General features: G+C 41.7%; 18 protein-coding genes and 1 pseudogene. All 19 read left to right on the top strand.

All coding sequences use genetic code 11. The features are described from left to right. Window positions 1-169 precede the first annotated feature (169 nt). The 19 genes and pseudogenes from ACIFO6_RS22565 to ligA all read left to right on the top strand — a co-directional run bounded on the left by ACIFO6_RS22565 (window position 170) and on the right by ligA (window position 19,255). The gene (locus ACIFO6_RS22565) at window positions 170-910 is read left to right on the top strand and encodes a hypothetical protein (RefSeq protein WP_430044101.1); all 741 of its coding nucleotides are present in this window, start codon (window positions 170-172) and stop codon (window positions 908-910) included. A gap of 22 nt (window positions 911-932) precedes the next feature. Further along, complete coding sequence (locus ACIFO6_RS22570; RefSeq protein ID WP_404580867.1) at window positions 933-1,868, top strand: glycosyltransferase family 2 protein; 936 nt, start codon at window positions 933-935, stop codon at window positions 1,866-1,868. Next, window positions 1,865-3,619: a DUF6020 family protein gene (locus tag ACIFO6_RS22575; protein ID WP_430044104.1), complete on the top strand. Its 1,755-nt coding sequence runs from the start codon at window positions 1,865-1,867 to the stop codon at window positions 3,617-3,619. The genes ACIFO6_RS22570 and ACIFO6_RS22575 overlap by 4 nt, the downstream gene beginning before the upstream one ends. 31 nt (window positions 3,620-3,650) lie before the next feature. Next, the gene (locus ACIFO6_RS22580) at window positions 3,651-3,962 is read left to right on the top strand and encodes an EamA family transporter (RefSeq protein ID WP_430044107.1); all 312 of its coding nucleotides are present in this window, start codon (window positions 3,651-3,653) and stop codon (window positions 3,960-3,962) included. Beyond that, the gene (locus ACIFO6_RS22585; RefSeq protein ID WP_430044109.1) at window positions 3,946-4,281 is read left to right on the top strand and encodes an EamA family transporter; all 336 of its coding nucleotides are present in this window, start codon (window positions 3,946-3,948) and stop codon (window positions 4,279-4,281) included. The genes ACIFO6_RS22580 and ACIFO6_RS22585 overlap by 17 nt, the downstream gene beginning before the upstream one ends. Before the next feature lie 176 nt (window positions 4,282-4,457). Beyond that, window positions 4,458-4,820: pseudogene (locus ACIFO6_RS22590) on the top strand (acyltransferase family protein); the annotation flags it as partial. Then, on the top strand, window positions 4,744-5,490 hold the full coding sequence (locus tag ACIFO6_RS22595; protein ID WP_430044111.1) for an acyltransferase family protein: 747 nt from the start codon (window positions 4,744-4,746) through the stop codon (window positions 5,488-5,490). The pseudogene ACIFO6_RS22590 and the gene ACIFO6_RS22595, both read left to right, overlap by 77 nt. Window positions 5,491-5,540: 50 nt before the next feature. Beyond that, window positions 5,541-6,284, top strand: a complete 744-nt coding sequence (locus ACIFO6_RS22600) for a sugar phosphate nucleotidyltransferase (protein ID WP_404580862.1) — start codon at window positions 5,541-5,543, stop codon at window positions 6,282-6,284. 36 nt (window positions 6,285-6,320) lie between these two features. Then, window positions 6,321-6,869 (top strand): dTDP-4-dehydrorhamnose 3,5-epimerase, encoded by a 549-nt coding sequence (rfbC, locus tag ACIFO6_RS22605; RefSeq protein ID WP_430044113.1) that lies wholly within the window; start codon window positions 6,321-6,323, stop codon window positions 6,867-6,869. 95 nt (window positions 6,870-6,964) lie between these two features. After that, a complete protein-coding gene (rfbB, locus tag ACIFO6_RS22610; protein ID WP_430044116.1) occupies window positions 6,965-7,984 on the top strand; it encodes a dTDP-glucose 4,6-dehydratase in 1,020 nt (339 codons plus the stop codon). Window positions 7,985-7,986: 2 nt separating this feature from the next. Then, on the top strand, window positions 7,987-8,856 hold the full coding sequence (gene rfbD / locus ACIFO6_RS22615) for a dTDP-4-dehydrorhamnose reductase (RefSeq protein WP_430044118.1): 870 nt from the start codon (window positions 7,987-7,989) through the stop codon (window positions 8,854-8,856). A gap of 257 nt (window positions 8,857-9,113) precedes the next feature. After that, complete coding sequence (locus ACIFO6_RS22620; RefSeq protein ID WP_430044120.1) at window positions 9,114-10,073, top strand: glycosyltransferase family 2 protein; 960 nt, start codon at window positions 9,114-9,116, stop codon at window positions 10,071-10,073. A 65-nt stretch (window positions 10,074-10,138) separates the two neighbouring features. Further along, window positions 10,139-10,291, top strand: a complete 153-nt coding sequence (locus ACIFO6_RS22625; RefSeq protein WP_430044122.1) for a putative holin-like toxin — start codon at window positions 10,139-10,141, stop codon at window positions 10,289-10,291. A 371-nt stretch (window positions 10,292-10,662) separates the two neighbouring features. Then, complete coding sequence (locus tag ACIFO6_RS22630) at window positions 10,663-11,571, top strand: glycosyltransferase family 2 protein (RefSeq protein ID WP_430044123.1); 909 nt, start codon at window positions 10,663-10,665, stop codon at window positions 11,569-11,571. Further along, the gene (locus ACIFO6_RS22635) at window positions 11,568-12,968 is read left to right on the top strand and encodes an undecaprenyl-phosphate glucose phosphotransferase (protein WP_430044125.1); all 1,401 of its coding nucleotides are present in this window, start codon (window positions 11,568-11,570) and stop codon (window positions 12,966-12,968) included. Before ACIFO6_RS22630 ends, ACIFO6_RS22635 begins: the two co-directional genes overlap by 4 nt. Before the next feature lie 106 nt (window positions 12,969-13,074). Then, on the top strand, window positions 13,075-13,947 hold the full coding sequence (locus tag ACIFO6_RS22640; protein WP_430044127.1) for a phosphatidylinositol-specific phospholipase C/glycerophosphodiester phosphodiesterase family protein: 873 nt from the start codon (window positions 13,075-13,077) through the stop codon (window positions 13,945-13,947). Window positions 13,948-14,075: 128 nt separating this feature from the next. Then, window positions 14,076-14,786: a heptaprenylglyceryl phosphate synthase gene (locus ACIFO6_RS22645; RefSeq protein ID WP_430044134.1), complete on the top strand. Its 711-nt coding sequence runs from the start codon at window positions 14,076-14,078 to the stop codon at window positions 14,784-14,786. A gap of 41 nt (window positions 14,787-14,827) precedes the next feature. Then, entirely contained in the window at window positions 14,828-17,152 is a 2,325-nt protein-coding gene (pcrA, locus tag ACIFO6_RS22650) for a DNA helicase PcrA (protein WP_430044129.1), read from the top strand. A gap of 87 nt (window positions 17,153-17,239) precedes the next feature. Continuing rightward, on the top strand, window positions 17,240-19,255 hold the full coding sequence (gene ligA / locus ACIFO6_RS22655) for an NAD-dependent DNA ligase LigA (protein WP_430044131.1): 2,016 nt from the start codon (window positions 17,240-17,242) through the stop codon (window positions 19,253-19,255). Window positions 19,256-19,666 lie beyond the last annotated feature (411 nt).

A 19,666-nucleotide genomic window follows, 5' to 3' on the forward strand; every position in this document is an offset into this window, starting at 1 on the left:
TTGTTTTACAAGATTATTTTAGGAATGAAGCCTCCATTTTTGCTTCGTCAGATATACAAAGCGAACTTCAAAAATATCAGAAGCTTATTAATGCGTATGAAAATACATTATCTTGGAAAATTACCTATCCATTAAGGAAAATTAGAGCTTTGATAAGGAAGATAAAAAAATGATGGTTAAAAAATATGGTTTACAAATCATGTTTCTTTTTTTGATAATATTAATTAATTCGATTTATTTAACGGATATGTTAACTCGATTTACTATTAATTCGAGGTTACAGTATATTTTTGTTTTATTTTATTTTTTCTTGTTTTTTTCTATTTTGTTTTACTTTTCCATTAGAAAAATGAAGAAAAGCTCTATTCGTTTAAATTATCGGAAAAGATTTATACTTTCTATACTAATTGCAGGTGTAATACTTGTACTTGGGAATTCCTTGCTAGTAAATCATGCGTATAAGCCATCAACTCTTGAAATAGTAGCAAGTGGAAAAAAAAATGTGGAATCTAAATCAGCAGAAGTATGGGTTACGGACATTTTTGTTAATGGAGATAAAGTTAATTTTGATTATTTGTCTTGGAGTGGTGGTTGGCAACTTAAAGACAAAGCCTTATTAAGTTCTGCGGAAGAATCTCAATCATTAAAGATCAAATTACCAGCTTCAAAAAATATAAAAGTAAAATTTCTGAAACATGAATGGTCAGGCATTGTTGTGATTAAAGATGGCGGCAAAGAGCAAACGTTGGATCTTTATTCTTCAAAAACATCTAGTTATGAATACGAAATAAATGGAAATAAGAATCATCCTTCTGGTATAAGAAGAATTTCCGATTTAGTTATGGCTTTTGTTTTATTATTAAGTATTTCTTTTTTGGTTAGCATTTATATAAAAAAAACTAGTTTATAACATCTTAAGGGGACCTATTTACATGGAAATTGCAGTTTTGATTCCTTGCTACAATGAAGAGCAAACGATTGGAAAAGTCATACGGGATTTTAGAAAAGAATTACCCTCTTCGAAGATTTATGTTTATGATAATAACTCTAAAGATAAAACTGTGAAGGTCGCGCTTGAAAATGGAGCCATTGTAAAACATGAATATAGGCAAGGTAAAGGTAGTGTAGTACGATCTATGTTTATGGATATTGAGGCCGATTATTATGTTATGGTTGACGGAGATGATACTTACCCGGCTGAGTATGTCCATAGTTTAATCGAGCCATTGAAAGAGTATAAAGCAGACATGGTTATCGGAGATAGACTTTCAAATGGGACATATGCGAATGAAAATAAACGGAAACTTCATAATTTCGGTAATGATTTGGTCAAAAATATGATAAATTTTCTTTATAAAAGTAATGTTAATGATATTATGACAGGTTATAGAGCTTTTAATAAATTTTTTGTTAAATCATTTCCGGTTATGAGCCCTGGATTTGAAATTGAAACAGAACTAACAATTCATACATTGGATAAACGTTTTTCACTAAAAGAAGTTCAGATTGATTATAGAGATAGACCAGAAGGTAGCGAATCTAAATTAAATACATTAAAGGATGGCTATAAAGTTCTGAAAACAATACTAATGCTTTTTAAAGAGTTTAAACCTTTATTTTTTTTCAATATATGGTCTGCTCTTCTTCTCTTATTAGGTCTTCTAGTGGGAACTCCTGTTATTGTTGAATATATTTATACGAGTTTTGTTAGTAAATTACCATCAGCTGTTTTAGCAGTAGGTTTTGTTTTGTTGTCTATCATTAGTTTTACTTGTGGCTTAATATTAGATACGGTGGTTGCAAACTATAGAAAACAGTATGAATTGGAGTTGCATCGTATTAAGCAAGAGGTAGGTATAAAGGTATGATTTTGTTTAATAAATTTGCGACTAAGATAAAATTATTTTCTTTAGTTCTGTCTATAGCTTTAGGTAGCGGTTTAGTGTATTTTCTTACGACAAATGTTTCATTTATGAAGTGGATCGTAAGCGTCGTTATTATTTTCACTACATTAATTTACCTTGCTATCAGTATAGATTCAGATAAATTGGGAAAAAAGTTATTGTTAAATTCATGGTATAAATATATCTTTAGTGCAGTTCTTACTTTTTTTTTATTTGTTAGTCTTATGGGGTCTTTTTTTAAACGTGGACACGATTTATTTGGAATTATGCTCATAAGTATTACTGCGTGTATAGCTTTGTTCTGCATTGTGCTCTCTGTAACTCAATTTTTAATGAAATCTGGTGTAGAGATTTCTACAAATAAAAACAATAAATTTAGGATTTTGTATTATGCTACACCATCATTCGTGATTTTTTTAGTTTACTTAATAGCATTCTACCCTGGTGTTTTATCACCGGATTCCTTAGACCAATGGTCTCAAATATTTACCCGAAAATTTGATGATTGGCATCCAGTAGCACATACATGGTTTATCATGTTTACCACTCTTTTATGGAAGTCACCGGCTGCTTTCTCAATTATTCAAGTAATTATCATGTCCTTGATAATAGGATACTGTGGATATACTTTTGAAAATTATGGTGTGAAGAAATTTTTTATTTATCTATCCGTTATTTTCCTATCACTAGTACCTATTAATGCAATCTATTCCATTACGATGTGGAAGGATGTTTTGTACAGTGGTCTTCTCTGTTTAGTAAGCATATATATTGCTAATATTGTTATTTCTGAGGGATTTTGGTTTAATTGTAAAATAAACGGTTTTTTATTCGTTATTTCTTCAGTAGGAGTAACACTCTTCCGACATAATGGGTTTATAATATTTTCATTAACAATACTTATTTCCATTATGATATTTAAAAAGAAGCTTATGAAATTATATTTATGGTCAGTACCTGTAATAATAATTTATTTTATTGTTACAATTCCTGTTTTTAATATATTGAAAGTCACTCCTTCAGACCCTAATGAAGCACTTGCAATCCCCACGCAACAAATTGCAAGTGTTATTGCTCTGGATGGTAAAATGACCACTGAACAATTACAATTCTTCGAAAATATATTACCAATAAAAGTTTGGAAAGATCAATATAATCCATATACAGTAGACCCTTTAAAATTCAATAATCAATTTAATAGAGGATTTCTTAGAGAAAATAGAAGTGATTTTCTTAAGAATTGGTTAACATTATGCATACAAAACCCTAATATAGTCATAAAAAGTTATTTAAAACAAGTTTCAAATGTTTGGCAAATAAAGCAATTTGATGACGGGATTACATCTCTATATTCAACATCAATAACTGAAAATAGTAACTCGCTTAAATATGGTTTATCGAACCAAATCATTAGCGCTAAATTGACAGAAACTTTATCTCAGATTTTAAATTTATCGCGAGATAGTATTATATGGCGAGCTGCTTTGTACAATGTTTTGATTGTGTTATCCTTATTTATAGTTATATGGCGTAGAAACTATAAGTTAGTCATTGTAGCAATGCCTATAACGCTTAATACACTAACCATTATGGCGGCAACGCCGGCTCAGGATTTCAGATATTTATATGCCAATTTACTTGTTTCTATTGTTGTTTTTCTAGTCTCTTTTTTGAAATTAGAAAAACACACAGTAAGGAGGAGGGGTTGCAATTAAAAAATATGATATCTTTTATGGAAATAGTAGTTTGGGAATAATATTTATTTTATTCTCTGCGTTGTTTACTGCTGTTGGACAGGCATTATGGAAAGTTTCTGACACCAATAATATGTATATTTTAGCCTTGGGATTAATCCTCTACGTGTGTGGTGCTGCTTTAATGGTGATTGCTTTTAAGTTTGGGGATTTATCGGTTCTTCATCCGCTATTAAGTTTTGGGTATATATTTGCTATATTAATAGGCAATTTTTTTTTAAAGGAGCAAGTGGGGTTCAAAGAAATCATAGGTATAATTTTGATAGTTTTGGGGGCTGTCTTAATCAGTGTGGAAAGAAAATGAAATAATACTCCTTATTTTAATGACCATGTGCGGTGCTTTGGGAGGACTTTTTCTAAAAAAACTCTCTTTGTACACAATAGGTATAAATAGACCTTTTTTAATGCACTTATTTTGGGCAGGGCTTCTTTACATTTTGGGTGCGTTACTTAATATTTTATTGTTGAAATATCTTCCGTATACAGTTGTATATCCTTTAACCTCTATTACTTATATATGGACATTAATCTTTTCAAAAATATATTTAAAAGAAACTATAAGTGCTAGAAAGATCGGGGGGGTACTTTTGATTATTTGCGGAGCGTTTATTTTAATTCTTTAAGAGTACATTGTTATTATCAGTTATGGATTTTTTTTGCATACATTGTAGAAGAGGATGGATAATTTTTGACTGTAAAAGATGGGAAAATCGATTTTATTCAGATGTTACGAGGGATTGCTGCTGTTTCTGTAACAATATTTCATGCGTGAGGCCATCTTCCTAGTCAATCGCCTTTTTCCCAGTGGCTGTTTTCTGCAGCATCGTCTGGTGTAGATATATTTTTTATGATTAGTGGCTTTATTATGGTGTATACAACAAGGAATAGTAACGGTTCTTTTTTGTATTTTTCTAAATTTATGCTAAAAAGATTTGCGAGAATTTGGCCTATGTATCTTGTATTGACTTTTTTATACATAATACTTATGCTGCTAAGTGCTTACATTATTAACCGAGTGGATGTCGATCCTTCAGTAACAGACATACTTAAATCCCTATTCTTTATTCCATTAATTTTAGACAAAAGTGACCGGCCTTTCTGGGGAGGTTCTGTTCTTCATACGGGATGGACTCTTAATTTTGAGATGTACTTTTATTCATTCTTTGCAATATCGTTACTGTTTGGAAGGTATAAATGGCTATTTTTTTTCTTGGGTAATATTTACTCTAATACTACTTCCGAGTATGGCAGGGAACATTTCTTTAGATCCCAAGCACTATTATGGTTGGGACTGGGGATATCTTAATTTAATCACTTCCCCTTTGATTTGGGAATTTGTTGTAGGCGTCATCATAGGATTGATATATTTTTCTAAAATCAGAATAAAAAACACTAAAATATGTTGGTTGCTCTGTTTACTGGCTTTATCCTTTACAATGTGGTATTTTCTTGGTGGTATTAACCCTGGCTTTGGAATAATTAATTGGGGACTGCCTTACGTAATTTTGTTTTCTATTTTGGTGATCTCAAGCAAAAGTATCGAGATTAAAAGCCCTTATTTTTTAGTGTGGCTTGGTAATATTTCTTTTTCATTATATCTAATCCATCCTTTAGTAATTCATCCTCTTGCCAATATTGCATGGGAGTTTGAATCGCTAAGAAATTCTTTACAGGATATGTCATATATCATTTTTCTAACTGTTCTAAGTATTTGTTTTGCGGCAGTTGCTCACGAATTTTTAGAGAAAAGGCTCTCAAATTGGTTCCGTGATAAACTTTTTACTTTACTAAAAATTAAGCCTGAAGGTCGTAAAGATATTTCATCTAATTAATTTTTTTCTGAAAATCGTATTAATATATGTATTGGTACAAGGAGGGCACTATGAAAGGTATAATTCTTGCGGGCGGGACTGGTTCTCGCCTTTTTCCTTTAACCAAGGTAACCAATAAGCATTTACTTCCTGTCGGTAAGTATCCCATGATCTTTTATTCCATATATAAGTTGAAACAAGCTGGCATTACGGACATCCTTATCGTGACAGGTAAAGAACATATGGGGGATGTTGTAAATCTGCTTGGAAGCGGTCGTGATATGGGCGTGACCTTTACATATAAGGTACAGGATGAAGCGGGTGGTATTGCGCAGGCGTTAGATCTGGCAGAGCATTTCGTCGGTAAAGATCAAATGGTCGTTATTCTGGGGGACAATGTGTTTGAGGATGATATTTCTCCGTTTGTGCAAAATTTTCGTAAACAGGATACCGGAGCTAAATTATTATTGCAAAAGGTTCATGATCCGCACCGATTTGGTGTGGCAGAACTTCATGAGGAACGTATTGTATCAATAGAAGAAAAACCTCAGCTACCTAAAAGTGATTATGCAGTTACGGGGATTTACATGTTTGATCATAATGTTTTTAATATTGTGAAAACCCTAAAACCTTCGACACGTGGAGAATTGGAGATTACAGATGTTAATAATGCGTATATTGCTAACGGAACATTGACCTATGATATTCTTCAAGGTTGGTGGACGGATGCAGGAACGCATACTTCGCTTGCCAGAGCAAATGAACTCGCTCAAAACATTATATTCGGTGAGGAATTTGGTAAGTTAAAGTTGTAAAGCAAAGTTTCCAGCATTGAGGGAAGGACGTAGAACATGAAGGTGATACCTTTAAGATTGACAGGCGCGAGTGTAATAGAGCCAATTGTTCATGGTGATCAACGCGGTTTTTTTATGGAAAGTTATAATCAACAGGTTATGCAAGATGTGGGGATTACCCATACGTTTGTTCAGGATAACCACTCTCTTTCTGCTGAGACAGGGGTTATACGTGGGTTACATTACCAATTATATCCGAAAGCTCAAACGAAACTCATCAGGGTGCTTAGAGGTGCGATCTATGATGTGATTTTGGACATTCGAAAAAGTTCCCCTACGTTTGGCCAATGGATGAGTGTCATTCTAAGTGAGTATAATCATCGCCAGTTACTGGTGCCTAAGGGGTTTGCTCATGGTTTCTGCACGCTTGTTCCAAATACTCAGGTGTTGTATAAAGTTGATGAATATTACTCTCCTTTGCACGACAGAGGGATACTATGGGATGACCCTGCATTGAGTATTGACTGGCCCACCTCCAAGGCGATACTGTCAGATAAGGATAAACAGCAGCCGGTTCTGACAGATGCGGAAATCAATTTTGATTAGAAGCCAGTACAAATTGATATTTTTATGCTTTTAAGTTAAGAAAATGAGTAATGGGTCTAATATACTTTAGGCATTGCTCAGCTTAGGAGGTCTTTATGAAACTTCTTGTCACCGGCGGTGCCGGGTTTATTGGCAGTAACTTTGTATTGTACATGTTAAAGCAGCACCCAGATTACGAAATTGTGAATATAGATGCGCTTACGTATGCAGGTAACCTGGAAAACTTGAAATCCATCGAAACTCACCCTAAACATACCTTCGTGAAAGCAGATATTACCGACGCCCAAGCGATTGACCAGCTGATGCAGCAGGGAATTGACGTGGTGGTGAATTTTGCAGCGGAGTCACATGTGGATCGAAGTATTCTGGAACCGGAAGTGTTTGTGAAAGCAAACGTATTGGGTACGCAAGTGCTATTGGACGCAGCCAAGAAATATAACGTGACCAAGTTTGTACAGGTATCGACAGATGAGGTGTATGGCTCTCTGGGTGAAACTGGCTTGTTTACGGAGGAAACTCCACTGCAACCTAACAGCCCTTACTCTGCTTCGAAGGCAGGCGGAGACCTGCTAGTTCGTGCCTATCACGAAACGTTTGGTTTGCCTGTGAACATCACACGCTGTTCCAACAACTATGGCCCATACCAATTTCCTGAAAAGCTGATCCCGCTGATGATCTCACGTGCGTTGAGCGACCAACAGCTTCCTATATACGGAGATGGCTTGAACATCCGCGATTGGTTATATGTAGAGGATCATTGCAGCGCAATTGATCTGGTCATTCATCAGGGTAAGCTGGGTGAAGTATACAATATCGGGGGAAATAACGAGCGGACCAATGTGCATATCGTCAAAACGGTATTGGAGGAGCTGGGCAAGCCAGAATCTCTAATTTCGTATGTACAGGATCGTCCGGGACATGACCGTCGTTACGGTATTGACCCAACCAAAACGATGAACGAGTTGGGCTGGAAGCCAAAATACTCTTTTGAAACGGGCATTAAAGAAACAATTCGGTGGTACTTGGACAACAAAGAATGGTGGACTCGTATTCAGTCCGGCGAATACCAACAATATTATGCTAAGCAGTATGGTTCCCGCTTGGGGGATGCGTAAAGATGAAGGTACTGGTTACTGGAGCATCCGGTCAACTCGGTAAAGACGTAGTAAAGGTTTTTCAGGAGCAAGGACATCATGTCCTTGGATACGATCGGGAACAGCTGGATATAACGAATTTGGAGCAAGCTGTGAAGATCGTAGGGCAATATCAACCTGACGCTGTCATCCACTGTGCAGCGTATACGGCAGTGGATGCAGCGGAGTCCGATGTAGATGGGGCTTATCAAGTAAATGCGGCAGGAACACGTAATATGGCACTGGCTGCTGAAAAAGCAGGAGCCAAGCTGGTTTATATCAGCACGGATTACGTGTTCGATGGAACAGCGGAGCACCCTTACCATGAGTATGACAATACGAATCCGCAGAGCATCTATGGAAAGTCCAAACGGGCGGGCGAGATATTGACCCAAACACTTTCCTCCAGGTACTTTATTGTTCGTACATCTTGGGTGTATGGACTGCATGGTAATAATTTTGTTAAAACGATGTTGAAGCTTGGGCAGGAAAAGCCGCAGCTTCAGGTTGTGAACGACCAGAAGGGTTCACCTACCTATACGGTGGATTTGGCCCGCTTTTTAGTGGAGTTGGTCCAAACCGAGAAGTATGGCCTATATCATGCGTCCAACAGCGGCGCTTGTACCTGGTATGAGTTTACCCAAGCCATTTTGCAGGATGCGGCGGAAATATTAGGTGCCAAGATCACAGCAAAACTGGAGCCATGCAGTACGGAGCAATTCCCCAGACCAGCAGCACGCCCGCGTAATTCCGTGATGGAGCACATTGCGATCCGAACAAATGGGCTAAATGACTTGCCCGCTTGGCGTGAGGGACTACGGGATTTTCTACAGAAATATAGCAGCCAATCATAAGGAAATACTTCACTGTTCCCATTAAGAGGTTGGGACCAGACTAAATATTTGGCCCTAATTACTTAATAAAAAAGTCGAGTTGATACTCGACTTTTTTATTTTATTGAAACATTTTCCATGTCGCTGCGTCTATTAGTGTACATAACAATTTACAGACTGTAATAGCTCTTTGAAACTATACAGCTTTGCTCTATGATAGGAATAAGTACATTTGGAGTAAATACGCCAAAATCCTATAAACGAGGAACTTGTAATCTATGACTAAATCCGTAAGTGTTCATATTGTAACGTATAACAGTGAAAAAGATATCAAAGAGTGCTTAAAGGCTGTCAGCAAGCAAAGCCACCCCCTACAAGCGTTGGTTATCATAGATAATCAATCCAAGGATCAGACGGGGGAACAAGTTAAAGAAATAGCTCATTTGTTTGGTTCAAAACTCAAGTTTATCTCCAATGTCCAAAATGTCGGTTTTGCTCCTGGCCATAATCAAGCAATAGCGTTGAACGATACGGACTATGTACTTGTACTAAACCCAGACGTTACTATAGAACCTGATTACATTGAGCGACTGGTTGCGGTGATGGAGCATAATCAGCACATAGGCAGTGCTACAGGTCAATTGCTGCGTAAAGCGAACCGGGAGATGATCGATAGCACGGGTATTGTTATGAATTCAGCTAGAAGAGCCTTTGATCGGGGAACAGGAGAGTCTTCAGTTCAGTGGTCAGAGTCAGGAAAGGTATTTGGTGTTTCTGGTGCAGCAGCCATGTATTCGCGGAGAATGATTAACGACATTGGTCTAAATGGTGAGTTTTATGATGGAAGCTTTTTTGCATACAAAGAAGATGTGGATGTGGCTTGGCGAGCAGCCTTGCTTGGCTGGGAGGCATATTATGATGCTGGGGCCATAGCCTACCATGAACGTGGCTGGAAGGAAACGAGCCGTATATCCCAACCGTTGTTTGTACGAAGGCTTTCATATATTAATCGTTATAAAATGATGTACAAAAATGATACTCTCTCTGAATGGATGAAAAATATTATTTCTCTCCTATCGTATGAGATAGCAAGCAATCTGTACTTTCTTTTAAGAGAGCCAAAAGTGTTTGGAGCTTGGAAGGCTTTTTTCAAAGAACTGCCTGAGCTTCGAGAAAAAAGAAGACAACTTAGAAAGAAGATTGCCCTTCGTCATCATCAAAATAAATCAAAAGCTTAATAAAATATTGAATTCACGGAAAACATCATCGAATACATGTTCATTTATGGAAAAATATAGTATAATTGAAGAGTGCAACCGATATAGGCTGGCAAGGGCGGTCGGCTAACTCTCCCGAGGAGGGGGTGAAGCCTGTGACAGTGTTTGAGGCGCTCAGTTTAATGCTGACGTTCGGGGCGTTGATCGTCACACTGTTAGAGTTTAACAAACGAAAATAGACCGTCCCCGGAAGGAAGGGTCTATTTTCGGCCTGATGTTCCAAAATCCGTCCGCTCTTGGAGCGTTGGTTGTGCAGGGGCTGGCTGGCACCAGCCCTTTTTCCATGTATATCTTACCACGATGATTTTTATACCTCAACTGAGGATTTTACGAAAATCTAAAAAGCGACTTCCAATGAACAATATATAGATCGAAACGTTTTCGTTCGTCTATATTTGCACTTTGGAGCGACTGGAATCGAATTTTACAAAATCCTGCTAACTGTGTAAGGTTACAAGTTATGTGGTTTTTTGCGCCCCGTGATCTGTTGGGTATGTTATAATAGTCGATAGTAGAATAGATTACTGAATTTGTCAGGAGCGTTTTAAATATGGATGTAAGCATACTGGTCGTCAACTATAATACATGCCGTTTGACGCTGGATTGTTTGCAGTCGGTGTATGCGTCAGAGACGCAATATCGATATGAAGTGATTGTTATCGACAATCACTCCAGTGATGGGTCTGTGGAAGCCATTCGTGCTGCATATCCGGGGATTACGTTGATTGCCAATGAGGATAACACGGGTTTTGCCAAGGCAAACAATCAGGGCATCGAGGTTGCGGGCGGGCGTTATGTATTGTTGCTGAATTCCGATACGCTGGTGCAGCCAGACACACTGGATACGATGATTCGGTTCATGGATACACATCCGAAAATGGGAGCATCGGGCTGCAAGGTTATTTTGCCAGATGGTTCGCTGGATAAGGCCTGTAAGCGCGGGTTTCCTACGCCGTCTGCATCCTTTTACTACGCCTTCGGCTGGTCGAAGCGTTACCCAGATAACCCGAAGTACAATCAATACCAGCTTGGGCATTTAAGCCCGGATGATGAGTATCCGGTGGATGTGCTGGTGGGTGCTTTTATGCTGGTGCGCCGGGAGACGATTGAGCAGGTCGGCGGCTTGGACGAAACCTTTTTCATGTATGGCGAGGACATTGACTGGTGTTACCGGATTAAGCAGGCGGGGTGGGGCATTTACTACTATCCGCGCACATATATTATTCATATCAAAGGGGGCAGCGCTCGCCGTCGTCCTTTGAAAATTATTTACGAGTTTCATAGAGCCATGTGGGTCTTCCACCGCAAGCATTATAAACAGCAGTATAGCTGGATCACGAACATGGCTGTCTATGCGGGAATTACAGTGAAATTTGGGATGGCCTTTTTGAAAAATAAGCTCACTGCACCGGCCAAGCCGGACGGCGGCGAACAATCTCGTACCGAGGTGAAAGCATGATACGCAGAAATCAACGTTTTTTAACCCAATTGTATATTGTGGCGGATTTCGCGGTCATTCAGTTATCCTTTCTGATCGCCTGGTTCTTCAAATTTGAAAGTGAATGGATTACCTATCAAGAGCCGCTTCCTATTCAAGTATATGGTGGCTGGAGCTTGATCTACGGTCTGATTGCCGTGGTGCTGGGGATGCTATTCTCTCTCTATTCGCCCAAACGCAAAAAACGGTTTGCAGATGACGTATTTCGCGTCACCCAGATTCATATTGTTGGCCTGTTCGTGCTGTTGAGTGTCATGTTTTTTGTGAAGCAAATCGACATTTCACGGTCCTATCTGGCGATCTATATGTTTGGGAACGTACTGCTTATTTTATTTTATCGATATTTTTTGAAACAGGTACTTAAAGTTCTCCGCCAAAAAGGCTACAACAAGCAGTTCATGCTCATTCTCGGGGCGGGTTCGCTGGGCCAACGATTTTATCATAATCTTGGACAGTATCCTGATCTGGGATATGAAGTGGTGGGTTTTCTGGATGATAAGCGCCACTGGGATGAAGAGGAAGAAGAGCACTTCCGCCCAATCCTTGGCGGCTTGGATCAGTTAGAAGCTACGCTGTCGAGCATGATGATTGATGAGGTGATTTTGGCTCTTCCGCTGGATGCGCATGATAAGTACCCCAAGATTATCAACATGTGTGAAAAGGCAGGGGTACGTACGCTCATTATTCCTGACTTTTTCGATTATCTGCCAGCTCGACCGTATTTTGATAACTTTGCAGGCATGCCAATGATCAATGTACGGGATATTCCGCTGGATGTGGCGGGGAACCGATTGTTTAAGCGTTCGTTCGATATTCTGTTCTCATTGTTCGCTATTATTCTGACTTCTCCGGTTATGCTGGCAGTGGCGATTGGCGTGATGACGACATCGAGAGGCCCAGTCATTTTCAAACAGGAGCGGGTGGGCTTGAATCGGCGTACCTTCATGATGTACAAATTCCGCTCAATGAAGGTACTACCATCCGGGACTGACGATACAGGCTGGACGACGGCTAATGACCCACGTCGAACGCGTTTTGGCACCTTTATTCGTAAAACGAGTCTCGATGAGCTGCCACAGTTTTTCAATGTGTTGCTAGGAGATATGAGCGTCGTCGGCCCCCGCCCGGAACGTCCGTATTACGTGGATCAGTTCCGTGAGGAAATTCCAAAATATATGGTGAAGCACCATGTTCGTCCCGGTATTACAGGCTGGGCACAGAGCAACGGGTTGCGTGGTGACACGTCCATTGAGGAACGGATTAAGCATGATATTTTCTATATTGAGAATTGGTCGCTCTTATTTGATATTAAAATTATTTTCCGTACCATCCGCAACGGTTTCAAGAATGCGTATTAATTCAGATTCACCCTTCGGTTCCGCCGGAGGGTGTTTTTGTGTCTGGAAGTTGTTTTGAGTGTGAGCATGCAGGGTATTGACCTGTACGAAAAGGATGTGACACTCTATGAAACGACTGATTGCGGCGGTAATTCTATTAATATTGATTGGCACGTTTTTATTGTCTTACAGAGGGCAATCCACGGAGGAGCATACCGGTTTTACCACCCATCGTGTGATTTCACATGCTATGGGAGCTGTTGACGGTTTGGCCTATACCAATGCGCGTGAAGCGTTTGTGAATAATTACAAAAAAGGCAGCCGCGTGTTCGAGGTCGACTTGATGTTTACTTCGGACGGACATTTGGTGGCGCGCCATGAATGGACGGAGTCTTTTACAGAGCAAATGCAGCAGGAGCAGGCAGTTAGTGCAGAACAGGGCGGGAAGCCCTGGAGCTACGAGCAATTCAAAAACACCCCAATACATGATTCCTACACCCCGGTGGACTGGAATGATGTATTGGATCTATTGGAGCAATACCCGGATGCCTATATCGTGACCGATACAAAAGAACAGGACCCGGCCCAAATCAAACGGTTGTTTGCGCAGCTGACTCATCAGGCACAGGAGAACAATCCGAATCTCTTGTCCCGCATTGTCCCGCAAATTTATGACGAAGAAATGCTGCGAACGCTGCGGAGCATTTACCCCTATACCTCCATTATTTATACGCTTTATGCGACACAAGATACGGACGACCAAATCATCCGGTTTGTACAACAAAACGATATAACAGCAGCGACTCTACCGGAGAACAGAGTTAGTGGTGCTTTAGTGGAAAGCTTGCGGCAGGCGGGAGCGGTGTGCTACGTAAATACAATTAACGATCTAAATGATGCCGCTGACTACGAACAGATGGGTGTGCGCGGATTCTATACGGATGTTTTAACGGAAAAAGAACTCCAAAAACGTAGTTGGCTGTATGCGTTGCGGCCCTGAGATATGTGAGCGGAGTGTTCCCATCCAATACGAACATTGACACCTTTTGTGCACTGTCATAGACTTAGCTTAGAACGCTTTTGGATATTGGAATCCGGTTAGACCGGATCGTGGCAAAAGCACAATGGATGCTGGAGGAATGTGTGTTGGCGGATTCGATTCAATCATGGAGGCATGTATTTAAGCTGGACCCTGATAAGGAACTGGACGATGAGGGACTGGATGCTGTGTGCATGTCTGGTACGGATGCCATTATGGTAGGAGGCTCGTCGGGCGTTACCTATGAAAATACGGTGGATTTGCTGTCGCGAATCCGGCGTTATGAGGTGCCCTGTGTGCTTGAAGTGTCTGATCTGGAGGCTGTGGTGCCGGGGTTTGACCTGTATATGATTCCAATGGTGCTCAATACCACGGACAGTAATTGGATCTTAGGACAGCACCAGCGTGCGATTGAGCAGTTTGGTTATATGATCCCTTGGGATTTACTTGTGACAGAAGGATATATTGTTTTGAATGGTGATTCTACGGTGGCCAAGATTACCGGAGCGGATGCATCACTCGATGCTTCATCTGCCGCTTCATATGCAGAGGTTGCCGACAAGCTCATGCATCTGCCGATTGTATATGTGGAGTATAGCGGTGCCTTTGGAGATATGGAACTGGTACAAAAAATACATCGCAGTACGGAGCGCGCTCGTGTCCTATACGGAGGGGGTATCGTGGATAAATCTACCGCGTTACAAGCGGCTGCCGTTTGTGACACCATTGTAGTAGGGAACATCATTTACCGTGACTTGGCGAAAGCGCTGGAGACGGTAGCTGTGAAGTTGGAAGTATAGAATGTGATTTTATGAAAGCTTGTAGAAAGGAGCATGCACGCATGCAATCAATAGATATACACGAGGCTGTAGCCCGTCTCAATCCGCCTCAGCGTGAGGCAGTGGAGGCGATAGACGGACCGTTGCTGATTATGGCTGGCGCAGGCAGTGGAAAGACCCGGGTGCTCACGCACCGGATTGCCTACCTCATCGCGACCCGCAAGACGGCTCCATGGGGCATTTTGGCAATTACCTTTACGAACAAGGCCGCGCGTGAAATGCAGGATCGCGTATCCAAACTGATTGGCCCGCAGGGGAGGGATGTGTGGGTATCCACCTTTCACTCCATGTGTGTGCGTATTTTGCGTCGAGATATCGAGCGGATCGGATTTACCTCTAATTTCAGCATTCTCGATTCTACAGATCAGTTGTCTGTCATTCGGAACTGCATGAAGGATCTGAACATAGACACCAAAAAATTCGAACCAAAAGCGGTTCAGTCCATGATGAGCACAGCTAAAAATGAACTGGTCACTCCTGAAATGTATGAGCGCAAGATTGGCGACTATTTTGAGGGAATTGTGGCGAAGGTATACACCAAATACCAACAACGTCTCAAAAATAACAACTCTCTGGATTTTGATGATCTGATTATGGCAACGATTCAATTATTTAAAGAAGTACCCGAGGTACTGGATTTCTATCAGAAGAAATTCCAATACATTCATGTCGATGAATATCAGGATACGAACCGTGCGCAGTACATGCTGTGTAAAATGCTGGCTGACCAGCATCACCGAATTTGTGTAGTTGGTGATAGCGATCAGTCCATCTATCGTTGGCGCGGGGCGGATATCAGCAACATTTTGAACTTTGAAGAGGACTATCCGGAAGCACGTACCATTATGCTGGAGCAAAACTATCGGTCAACCTCGAATATTCTGAATGCCGCCAATGAAGTAATTGGGCAAAATACGGGCCGCAAGCCGAAGAAACTATGGACCGACAAAGAAGGCGGGGCCAAGATTAAAGTTTACCGGGCTGACTCGGAGCATGATGAGGGCTATTTTATCGCCTCGGAAATTCATAAAAATATCAATGCAGGCAAAACCTATAGCCATCATGCAATTTTGTACCGTACCAATGCTCAGTCACGGGTTGTCGAGGAAATTTTGATCAAATCGGATATTCCGTACCAGATCGTTGGCGGCATCAAGTTCTATGATCGTAAAGAGATTAAGGACTTGCTGGCGTACCTTCGTCTGCTCTCCAATCCTGATGACGATATCAGCTTGATCCGAATCATTAATGTGCCAAAACGAAGTATTGGAGATACAACGGTTGGTAAATTGCAAGCAGCTGCAGCGGAGCGTGGAGTTTCTATTTTCCGCGTGTTGCAGGTGGTAGACGATTTGGGCTTTGCCGGACGTACGCGCAATGCGCTTGTCGAGTTTTACGATATGATTGAAGGCTTGAGTCGGATGGTGGACTATCTGTCCGTCACCGAGTTAACGGAAAAAATGCTGGAAACCAGCCAATATCGACTGGAGCTGCAAAATGAGAATACGCTTGAATCACGCTCACGTCTGGAGAATATTGATGAGTTCCTGTCAGTAACGATGGAATTTGAAAAAGGAGCGGAGGACAAGTCACTCGTCTCCTTCCTGACCGATCTTGCTCTTATCGCGGATATTGATTCCATGAATGACGATGAAGAGGAACAAAGCGATGCGGTTGTATTGATGACCATGCACAGCGCAAAAGGACTGGAGTTCCCAATCGTATTTATTGTCGGTATGGAGGAGGGGGTATTCCCTCACAGTCGGGCCTTTTTGGATAATGAAGAGCTGGAGGAAGAGCGCAGGCTGGCGTATGTCGGGATTACCCGTGCAGAGGAGCAACTGTTTCTTACATGCGCACAGATGCGCACGCTGTTTGGCCGTACCACCGCTAATCCGTCTTCTCGCTTTCTTGAAGAGATTCCGGATGAGTTAAAAGAGGATACGATCATCAAAACGGATCGCTATCGCCGATCAGGCAATGTAGGCGGCTCCTATGGCGGGCGTGGACTGGGTAAAACCAGCGGCAGTAACTTTGGTGGAGAGCGTTCCTTTGATACGATGAGCCGTAGTGGTTCGTCAGCTTCCGCGTCGCCCCGCGTAACAGTAACGACATCTTCATCCGCGAAACCAACTCCGGCTACTTCGGCAGGAGGCCCCTCCATTTTTGTTGCCGGAGACAAGGTACAGCATGGCAAGTGGGGAATTGGAACCATAGTAGCTGTAAAAGGTACAGGCAATGATATGGAGCTTCAGATCGCTTTCCCGGCACCGGTAGGAGTTAAACGCCTGCTGGCTGGCTTTGCACCTATTACAAAAGTAGAATAAATCTCAAACATCATTAAATCTCGAACCTCACAGCGGCAATTGGCTTAGGCTTCTGCCCTGATGAAGTTCCCGGAGGGATACGCCTGCATGAACCCAATGCACAGGATGGAGCAGCTTGTTGCTGAGCTGAACACATATAATTATCATTACTACACACTGGATGAGCCCAAGATCAGCGACAAAGAATATGATGTGCTTTATGACGAGCTGGTAGGGCTTGAACAGACGAGTGGTCTTGTGCTGCCGGATTCTCCGACACAGCGTGTGGGAGGGGAGTTACTCAAAGGCTTCACATCGCATCGCCACCTCGCCCCATTATGGAGCTTGGATAAAGCACAGAATGTGGAGCAGCTGCGCGCCTGGAACGCGCGTGTCATGAAGCTGGTTAACGATTACAATACCAAGAACCCGGAGCAGCCTTTACCGCCTCCAGGATATGCGATAGAGCTTAAATTTGATGGACTGACGCTAAACCTGACTTATACTGACGGGAAGCTGGTACAGGCTTCTACACGCGGAAATGGCGTCGTGGGCGAGGGAATACTGGCACAGGTGAAGACGATAAAATCCGTGCCGCTAACGATTCCTTTTCAGGATGGGACTATTGAAGTACAGGGAGAAGGCATTATGAATCTGTCTGTGCTGGCGAAGTATAATGAGACCGCTGTAGACCCTCTTAAAAATGCACGCAATGCCGCAGCTGGCGCTCTGCGTAATTTAAATCCCAAAACGACAGCAGAGCGGCGACTGAATGCATTTTTTTACAATGTAGGCTACGCGGACCGAATCCAGTTTAGCAGCCACCAGGAGATGATGATTTTCCTGCGTGATAATCATTTTAAGGTGAATCCATATCTGACTTACTTCGACGATTTTGATGATGCTATGGAGCAACTGGCTGATATTGAAAAGTCTCGTACCGGACTGGATTATCTCATTGACGGGGCGGTACTGAAAATTACAGATATGCGCACACGTGAGGTTCTAGGCTACACCGATAAATTTCCGCGCTGGGCGGTGGCATATAAGTTCGAGGCGGAGGAAACGACCACGGTGCTCAACTCTGTTGAATGGAATGTAGGTCGTACGGGTAAAATTACGCCACTGGCAAGGGTGGAACCGGTAGAGCTGGCGGGAGTAACTGTACAAAATTGTACACTGAACAATGCTGGGGATATCGAGCGGAAAAATCTGAAGTTCGCTTTGGGGGCTCGTGTGTTTATCCGCCGCTCGAATGATGTCATTCCGGAAATTTTGGGAAAAGTTACATCTGAGGACGACGGAGATGAAATTATCGTACCGGATCATTGTCCGGCCTGTGGATTCCCGTTGCAGCAGCGAGGGGCTCATTTATTTTGCGATAATAAGTTGGGCTGTAAGCCGCAGATTGTGGCTCGTATTTCCCACTTTGCGTCACGTGATGCCATGGATATTGAAACCTTCAGCGACAAAACGGCAATCCAGTTGCACGACGAACTGGAATTGCGCGAGCCTGCGGATCTGTATACACTTAAATTCGATGATCTTGTGAAGCTGGAGCGATTTGGTGAGAAAAAAGCCAATAACCTTCTGGCAGCGCTTGAGCAGAGTAAAGAGAGGGATTTGGCTTCATTCCTTTATGCCCTTGGTATACCGAATACTGGTAAAGCGACTACACGCATGTTGGCTGATCATTACCGTGATTTGCACAAGGTCATGTCCGCTACGGTAGAGGAATTAATAGAATTGCCGGATGTGGGCGGGATTGTAGCTGAGAGTATCGTTGCCTTCTTTGCTGATCCATTTACCCAAGCGGGGATTGAAAAGATGTTATCTCTAGGGGTAAAGGCTCACGCTCCCGAAGCTCCACAGGAGAAGAAGACAGACAGCTTTTTCAGTGGCAAAACGGTTGTGCTTACAGGTACCCTGCATCAGCTTACGCGTGATGAAGCTGCTTCTAAGCTGGAGGCACTCGGAGCCCATGTGACCGGATCTGTATCCAAAAAGACAGATCTAGTCATAGCTGGTGAAAAGGCAGGCAGTAAGCTGGCCAAGGCCCAACAGCTCGGAATTGATACCATAGAAGATGAGAATGAGTTCATCAGACTGTTGGAGCAAGAATAATTGAATTGCAAGAGCACAGCCATTCCGTTCTATTACGGGGTGGCTGTTTTTAGTTATCTAATGTATAGAAAGGGGGGGAGCAGTTACGAAAAAAAGAAATTAAAAAAATGCTTGCTAAATAACTTTAGGCATGTTATATTATTAGACGTTGCTTTGAGAATAACATTTCTCGAAGCGGAGGATGCTGAAAAGAAAATCAAAAAAAGATTTGACAAGAAAGCAACCGGCATGATATGATCTAATTCCTGACTCGTTGAAGAAACGAGGACAGACAAGTTCTTTGAAAACTGAACAAATGGATGATGAAAATAAAGATTTCTTCTATATAGAAGAATCGCTAGCATTAAAAATGAGCAAATCGCTCTTTCTATAAACCAGCTTCGGTTGGTCTTTAATGGAGAGTTTGATCCT

This window comes from Paenibacillus sp. NRS-1781 (genome assembly GCF_050467745.1).
GTDB lineage: Bacteria > Bacillota > Bacilli > Paenibacillales > Paenibacillaceae > Paenibacillus > Paenibacillus terrae_A.